The organism is Achromobacter sp. Bel (assembly GCF_012928505.1).
In the GTDB taxonomy this organism is placed as follows: domain Bacteria; phylum Pseudomonadota; class Gammaproteobacteria; order Burkholderiales; family Burkholderiaceae_B; genus Achromobacter.
In genome coordinates this window covers 21,447-27,688 of record NZ_JABBJN010000073.1, presented here as the reverse complement: position 1 = coordinate 27,688, position 6,242 = coordinate 21,447, and the positions used below count along the sequence as shown (strand labels likewise).

Here is a 6,242-nt window from a genome sequence, read left to right as displayed (position 1 = left end):
CCGCCCGCCATGCCGCTGGCCTCGCCCGCACCTCCCGCGAACGCCGGCTGGCCGGCACGCTGTATGCGGTCATCGCGATGCTGACCAACTTCCTGGCCGCCGGCAACGCCGCGCATCTGATTTCGCTGCTCTCCGGCCTGGGCCTGGCCACGGCCGCCGCCGTCAGCGTGGCCGCCTTGTGGGGCATCGGGCAATTCGCCGCCCGCGTGGCCGACGTTGCCCTGGGGTCCCGGCTGCATCCGCTGACGCTCACGCTGGCCGTCAGCGCCCTGTTCCCGTTGTGCTTTCTGCTGGCCCTGCTGTCGGGCGGCAACCGCTACGCCACCGCGGCGTACGCGTTGCTCTATGGCGCCTGCAATGGCCTGATGACCATCACGCGCGGCACGCTGCCGCTGGCCTTGTTCGATTTCCGAAGCTACGGGACGCTGGTCGGCGCACTGCTGATTCCAAGCTTCCTGCTGACCGCCACCGCGCCGGTGGCCTACGCCTATGTGCTTGAGCAGTACAGCGCGCGCGCTGCGATGGGGATATCTGTCGGACTGGCCGCTGCCATCCTGGCGGCGGCGTTCGCGCTGCGGTGGCGCTTTATCGCCCGGACCCGGGCATGACGGCGGCGCGGTACGCCCGCTGCCCGGCCAATGCGCGGGCGAACTCGTCGCTGGTGGCCGGCTTGAAAAACAGGGGACCCTGCATCAGTTCGCACCCGGCATCCTGCGCGGCCTGATGGTGCGCGTCCGTTTCGATGCCCTGGGCCACGGTCGTGATGCCAAGGTCCTTCGCCAGCTGGCATATGGACCGCAGCACCTTATGGGAATCCGGATTGCGCGCGGCGTTCCAGATGATGGATTTCTCCAGCTTGAGGCCGGCCAGCGGCAACGTCGATAGCCATTCCAGGTTGTTGTAGCCCCTGCCGAAGTCGTCCAGCCAGACCTCGACCCCCAGGCTCGTGAACTCCTCCAGGATGGCGCGCACGTCGGCGGCACTGGTGCGGGAAGTCGCCTCTTCGGTGATTTCCAGGCGAAGGTCGCGGGGCGACAGGCCGTGCGAGAACACCCCGAGCAGAATCGCGTCCACCACGTCCCGGCGAGCAAAGATCTGGGGCGAGACATTGATGTTGACGACCATGCCCTGGCCGGCGGCGGCCTGCCGCCAGCGCGCCTGATCGGCCGAGATGGTCCGCAGCCCCCAGCCTACCAGCGCATGCGCGGCCTCTGACGCGCACGCTTCCCGCAACAGGCCTTCGATATCGGCGGTCCCGCCCCCGGTGTCCTTGCATCTGAGCAGCGCTTCTGCCCCGATGATCTCCCGCGTTTGCGCCGACACGATAGGTTGATAATGGAACAGCAGCCGCTCGTCCTGGATCGCCGCCAGCAGCGGGTACTGGGACGCGTCGGCCTTATCGAGAGGTGGACGGCCGGCCGGGGATGCCGGCGTGTCCACCCGCTCGCCATCCACGCGCAGCTCACCCGAGAACGCGTATCCCTTGCCCCGCATGCTTCGTATCGGAATGCTGGCGCCCGCGACGTTTCCCTTGCGCTTGAGCCGACTGACAATCAGGTCCAGCGAGCGGCCATTGCTGGCGATGTCCGCGTTCTCGATCATGAAATCGCCCCGCCCGACCATTTTCTCGGGATGCCTCTGCATGGCTTTCATGATCGATCTTTCCATCCGCGTCAAACTGATGCCGACGCCCCCCGGCGAGACCAGAGTCCATTCGTTATCCCCCAGCCGCCACGCTTTTTCCGGTGGCGGAGGGCTTGCCGCGACCGGGCCGGCCGCCGGTTCAGGCCTGCGCGCGGCATGGCCGGCGGACGCATAGGAAAAGTTCAGCTTACGTTGCGCGGATTGGATGGCGGCCGCGACTTCGCTGTAGCTGATGCTGGCGCCGTAACAGCTATCCGCCCCCGCCAGCAACGCATTGATGCGCACCGTGGGGCTCTCGATATCGCGTATTGCGATGATCGTGGAGCTTAGAAAATTCGCCCGCAACTGGCCGATGGTGATGTCCAGGTCCCGAGGCAGGCACAAATGCACCAGGATCTCGCCGGACAACCGAGTCGCCGACGCATCCAGCAGCGAGACGGGGGTCAAAATAAAACCGATTTGCTCCAGGGAATTGGAAATACCCCGCTTTGCAAACTCGTTATCGAAAACGAGAATAATCCGCGACCGATTCATAATGATTAAGCCCTGATTAATAGTGCCGTTCCACTGAACGGTATCGAAATGTGTGGATGCATTTCCATACCCGGAACAGAGTCGCAAAAAAAGGGGCCTGAATACGAAAAGGGCGGTTTTAAGTCATTTTTTATTGAATATTATTCATATTTTTATGAATAATATTCAACATATCAAAATAAACCTCAAAAATCTGCGAAATATAGCGACACGCATCATGCGCTGTCGCGCCACGAAATCCAAAGGGCGTCAGGCCTGCGCGGCAGTCCATTTTTCCCAGCCGGCGCGTCGCAGTTTGCACGCCGGGCAAGTTCCGCAGCCGTAGCCCCAGCCATGGCGCGCGCCGCGTTCGCCCAGATAGCAGGTATGGCTTTCCTCGACGATGGTCTCAACCAGCGCGTCGCCGCCCAGCGTCTGGGCAAGCGCCCAGGTCTCGGACTTGTCGATCCACATGAGCGGGGTCTCGATGGTGACGCGGCTTCCCAAGCCCAGGCCCAGCGCCACCTGCTGCGCCTTGATGGTGTCGTCGCGGCAATCGGGGTAGCCCGAGAAGTCGGTTTCGCACATGCCGCCGACCAGCACGTCCAGCTGGCGCCGGTAGCCCAGCGCCGCCGCCAGCGTCAGGAAAAGCAGGTTGCGGCCGGGCACGAACGTGTTGGGCAGGCCATTGGCCTGCATCTCGATGGCGCGGTCGCTCGTCATGGCGGTATCGCCAACCTGGCCCAGCACCTTCAGGTCCAGCAGGTGGTCCTCGCCCAGCCGCGCCGCCCATTGCGGAAAGCGTGCGCGGATGTCGCGCAGCACGTTCAGGCGGGCGTCCAGTTCGATGCGGTGGCGCTGGCCGTAATCGAACGCCACCGTCTCCACATGGGCATAGCGGTCCAGCGCCCAAGCCAGGCAAGTCGTGGAGTCCTGCCCACCCGAAAAAAGGACAAGTGCGCGGCGTTGATGGTTTTGCATAAAGGGGGCTTCTAGAAAGACGAAGGGAACAGGCGAACTTTAACGCAGCCCCGGCGCCTTTCCCGTAAGCAAGCTTGCGTAAAATCGGATCCGTTTCTTATCCCGTAGTTTTCAGCCACGCCGTTTGCTCCCCTTCCCCTTTCAGCCGCCCGACGGATCCCCGCCCGATGAATGCCATCCGCACGAAGTCCGATTCAGCAGAACCCTTGCGTCACGATATCCGGCTGTTAGGCCGCTTGTTAGGAACGGTCATCGAGGAATGCGAAGGCAAGCGCGTCTTCGACACCATCGAAACGCTGCGCCGCACGGCCGTGAAATTCCGCCGCGAAGGCAATGAAACGGACAGCAAACTGCTGGAGCAACGCGTCAAGCGCCTGCAAGGCAACGACCCGAATTCCGTCGCGCGCGCCTTCAGCTACTTCCTGCACCTGGCCAACATCGCCGAAGACCGCGACCAGAACCGCCGCCAGCGCGCCCGCGCCCTGGCCGACGACACCGCCGCGCGCGGCAGCCTGCGCGACGCGGTGCAAACGCTGGGCAAGCATGGCGTGGGCGCAGCCCGCATCCGCCGCCTGCTGGCCGAGGCCTGCGTGATGCCGGTGTTGACCGCGCATCCCACCGAGGTGCAGCGCAAAAGCACCCTGGACGTCCACCGCGAAATCGCCTCGGCGTTGACGCAACGGGACGGCCCGCTGACGCCTGAAGAACTCGCGCAACTGGACGCCGCGCTGCTCGGCCGCGTCGCGACCCTGTGGCAGACCCGCATGCTGCGCTACACGCGCCTGACGGTGGCCGACGAAATCGAGAACGCGCTGTCGTACTACCGCAGCACGTTCCTGCAAGTCATCCCGCGCTTGTATGCGGACCTGTCCAAGCTGCTGAACCGCGAACCCGCCAAGCCGTTCGCCGCGCCTCCCCCGCCGCTGGAGCCCTTCCTGCGCATGGGCAGCTGGATCGGCGGCGACCGCGATGGCAACCCGAACGTGGATGCCAGCACCCTGGAACGCGCGCTGCTGCGCCAGGCCACGGTGCTGTTCGAACACTACCTGCAAGAGGTCCACGCGCTGGGCGCGGAGCTGTCGATCACCACGTTGCTGATCTCGGCCAATCCCGAACTGCTGGCGCTGGCCGACAGCAGCGGCGACGACTCTCCGCACCGCAGCGACGAGCCCTACCGCCGCGCGCTGGTCGGCGTCTACGCGCGCCTGGCCGCCACGGCGCAAGGGTTGACCGGCCAGGACCTGGCCCGCCGCAGCACGGTGGCCGCGCCGCCGTATGGCGCGCCGGAAGAACTGTCGGCCGACCTGGCCGTGATCGCCGCGTCGCTGGCTAAGCACCATGGCGCGCCCATCGGCCGCCTGCGCCTGGCCGGGCTGCAACAGGCGGTAGAGGTCTTCGGCTTCCATCTGGCCACGGTCGACCTGCGCCAAAGCTCCGACGTGCACGAACGCGCACTGGCCGAATTGTTCACCCGCGCCGGCACGCAACACAACGGCCAGGCGCTGGACTATCTGGCGTTGAGCGAAGACGAGCGCGTGGCCCTGCTGCGCGCCGAACTGGCGCAGGCGCGCCCGCTGGCCTCGCCCTGGATCGCCTACAGCGAAGACACCACTCGCGAACTGGCGGTGCTGCGCGCCGCCGCCGCCGGCCGCGCCCGCTATGGCAAGCAGGCCGTGCGCCAGACCATCGTGTCGCATACCGAGACGCTGAGCGATCTGCTGGAAGTGATGGTGCTGCAGAAAGAGGCCGGCCTGATCGCGCCCGCGGGCCAGGACATCGCAGCGGAAGACGGCCTGATGGTCGTGCCGCTGTTCGAGACCATCCCCGACTTGCAGCGCGGCGCCGAGATCATGGCCGCGTGGCTGGACCTGCCCGAAGTGCGCCAGCGCGTGAAACGGGCGCAGAACGGTGCGCAGGAAGTCATGCTGGGTTATTCGGACAGCAACAAGGACGGCGGCTTCCTCACGTCCAACTGGTCGCTCTACCAGGCCGAACGCGCACTCGTCGAGGTGTTCTCGGCGCGCAACGTGCGCCTGCGCCTGTTCCATGGCCGCGGCGGGTCGGTGGGGCGCGGCGGCGGCTCCAGCTTCGACGCGATCCTGGCCCAGCCCCCGGGCACCGTGGCCGGGCAGATCCGCCTGACCGAACAGGGCGAAGTCATCCAAAGCAAGTACAAGGACGCCGAGGTCGGCCGCTGGCACCTGGAACTGCTGGTTGCCGCCACCCTGGAATCCAGCCTGGCCCCGCGCGCCGAAGCCACCAGCGCGGAAGACGCGCACATGGCGCACCACGGCCCGGCCATGTCGTTCATGTCGGACATGGCGCAGCGCACGTACCGCGGCCTGGTCTACGACACGCCGCGCTTTGCGGAATACTTCTTTGCCGCCACCCCCATCAGCGAGATCGCCGGCCTGAACATCGGCTCGCGCCCTGCGTCGCGCAAGAAAGGCCAGCGCATCGAAGACCTGCGCGCCATTCCCTGGGGCTTCTCGTGGGCGCAGTGCCGCCTGATGCTGACCGGCTGGTATGGCATGGGCTCAGCCATCGAGGCCTACCTGGAAAGCGGCGCGCCCGACGCCCCGCGCTCGCGCCGCGGCCGCCTCGCGCAGTTGCGCGAGATGGCCCGCGACTGGCCCGCCTTCCGCACGCTGCTGTCCAACATGGAAATGGTGTTGGCCAAGTCGGACCTGGCCATCGCTGCGCGCTATGCCCAACTGGTTCCGCAGCGCGGCCTGCGCGAACGCGTGTTCGGCGCCATCAGCGCCGAACACGCCCGCACGCTGGCCATGCTGAAGCTGTTGACCCAACGCGAACTGCTGGCCGACAACCCGACCCTGCAAGACTCGCTGCGCGAGCGCTTCGCCTACATCGACCCGCTGAACTACCTGCAGATCGACCTGATCCGCCGCCATCGCGCGGCGCAGAAGCACCCTCACGCCAACATCGACGAACGCGTGCAACGCGCGATTCACCTGACCATCAACGGGATTGCGGCGGGGCTGCGGAATTCTGGCTGACGCCGGCATTGCCGACGGACCGGCAAGCGCTATAAAATGAGTATTATTCTCATTTTATAGCGCGTACGCCTTCCCGGCGCCGCGCGC

General features: G+C 65.8%; 3 protein-coding genes and 1 pseudogene. 2 read left to right on the top strand and 2 right to left on the bottom strand.

Annotation, left to right across the window (positions count from 1 at the left end):
* A pseudogene (locus HG262_RS28160) lies at positions 1-608 on the top strand (MFS transporter); the annotation flags it as partial.
* Here the strand turns inward: HG262_RS28160 and HG262_RS28155 are convergent.
* Positions 586-2,265, bottom strand: coding sequence for an EAL domain-containing protein (locus HG262_RS28155; protein WP_248293521.1), 1,680 nt, complete (start codon positions 2,263-2,265; stop codon positions 586-588). The pseudogene HG262_RS28160 and the gene HG262_RS28155 overlap by 23 nt on opposite strands.
* Positions 2,266-2,427: 162 nt before the next feature.
* Positions 2,428-3,138 (bottom strand): 7-cyano-7-deazaguanine synthase QueC, encoded by a 711-nt coding sequence (gene queC, locus HG262_RS28150; RefSeq protein ID WP_169274144.1) that lies wholly within the window; start codon positions 3,136-3,138, stop codon positions 2,428-2,430.
* 167 nt (positions 3,139-3,305) lie between these two features.
* Between queC and ppc the strand changes: the two genes are divergently transcribed.
* A complete protein-coding gene (gene ppc / locus HG262_RS28145) occupies positions 3,306-6,155 on the top strand; it encodes a phosphoenolpyruvate carboxylase (RefSeq protein WP_169274143.1) in 2,850 nt (949 codons plus the stop codon).
* Positions 6,156-6,242: the final 87 nt, after the last annotated feature.

Coding starts and splice junctions, on each gene's coding strand:
- queC (WP_169274144.1), bottom strand. CDS start 3,138: ATGCAAAACCATCAACGCCGCGCACTTGTCCTTTTTTCGGGTGGGCAG.
- ppc (WP_169274143.1), top strand. CDS start 3,306: ATGAATGCCATCCGCACGAAGTCCGATTCAGCAGAACCCTTGCGTCAC.